The organism is Neisseria sp. P0021.S007, from assembly GCF_051956855.1.
Genome location: NZ_JBQCXA010001167.1, coordinates 1 through 523, shown reverse-complemented (window position 1 = coordinate 523; position 523 = coordinate 1). Strand labels below are relative to the sequence as shown.

At 40.9% G+C, this 523-nt stretch carries 1 pseudogene; it reads left to right on the top strand.

Annotated features, from left to right (window positions below):
* Positions 1-367 (top strand): annotated as a pseudogene (locus ACTHUR_RS18085) (23S rRNA (uracil(1939)-C(5))-methyltransferase RlmD); the annotation flags it as partial.
* Between the last annotated feature and the right edge of the window lie 156 nt (positions 368-523).

The following is a 523-nucleotide window of genomic DNA, read 5'->3' as shown; positions in this document are numbered from 1 at the left end:
AGGTATTGAAGGTCTGGATTCGCTTGTTTTACGTGCAAAACAAAACGCTCTTCGAAACAGTTGTGTAAAATATGTGTCGTTTAAGACGGCAGACTTGTTCGATACAGATGAAAAAACAGTAGCCTCATGGGGTGTGTTCGACAAAATATTACTCGATCCGCCAAGGAGTGGGGCTTATGCTGTTGTCAAATTGCTACACGCTCCATATCTGCCGAAAAGAATCGTATATGTTTCATGTAACCCTTCAACTTTTGCGCGCGACGCGGAAGTCTTGGTAAATAAGGGATACAACTTCAAATCCGCAGGCGTAATGAATATGTTTGCACAGACTTCACACGTCGAATCCATCGGCGTGTTTGAGTTGTAAATCCGATAGTGGGAGTGTCTGACAAATGGTTTTTAATGTAATTATTGGTTGAATCATGTTATCATAATTCAATTGGGGAATAGATGATTCGGCTGTTTCCATAAATGCCGAACATCGAATATATGTAGTTTTATTTGCTGCACCACAGTATCGGGA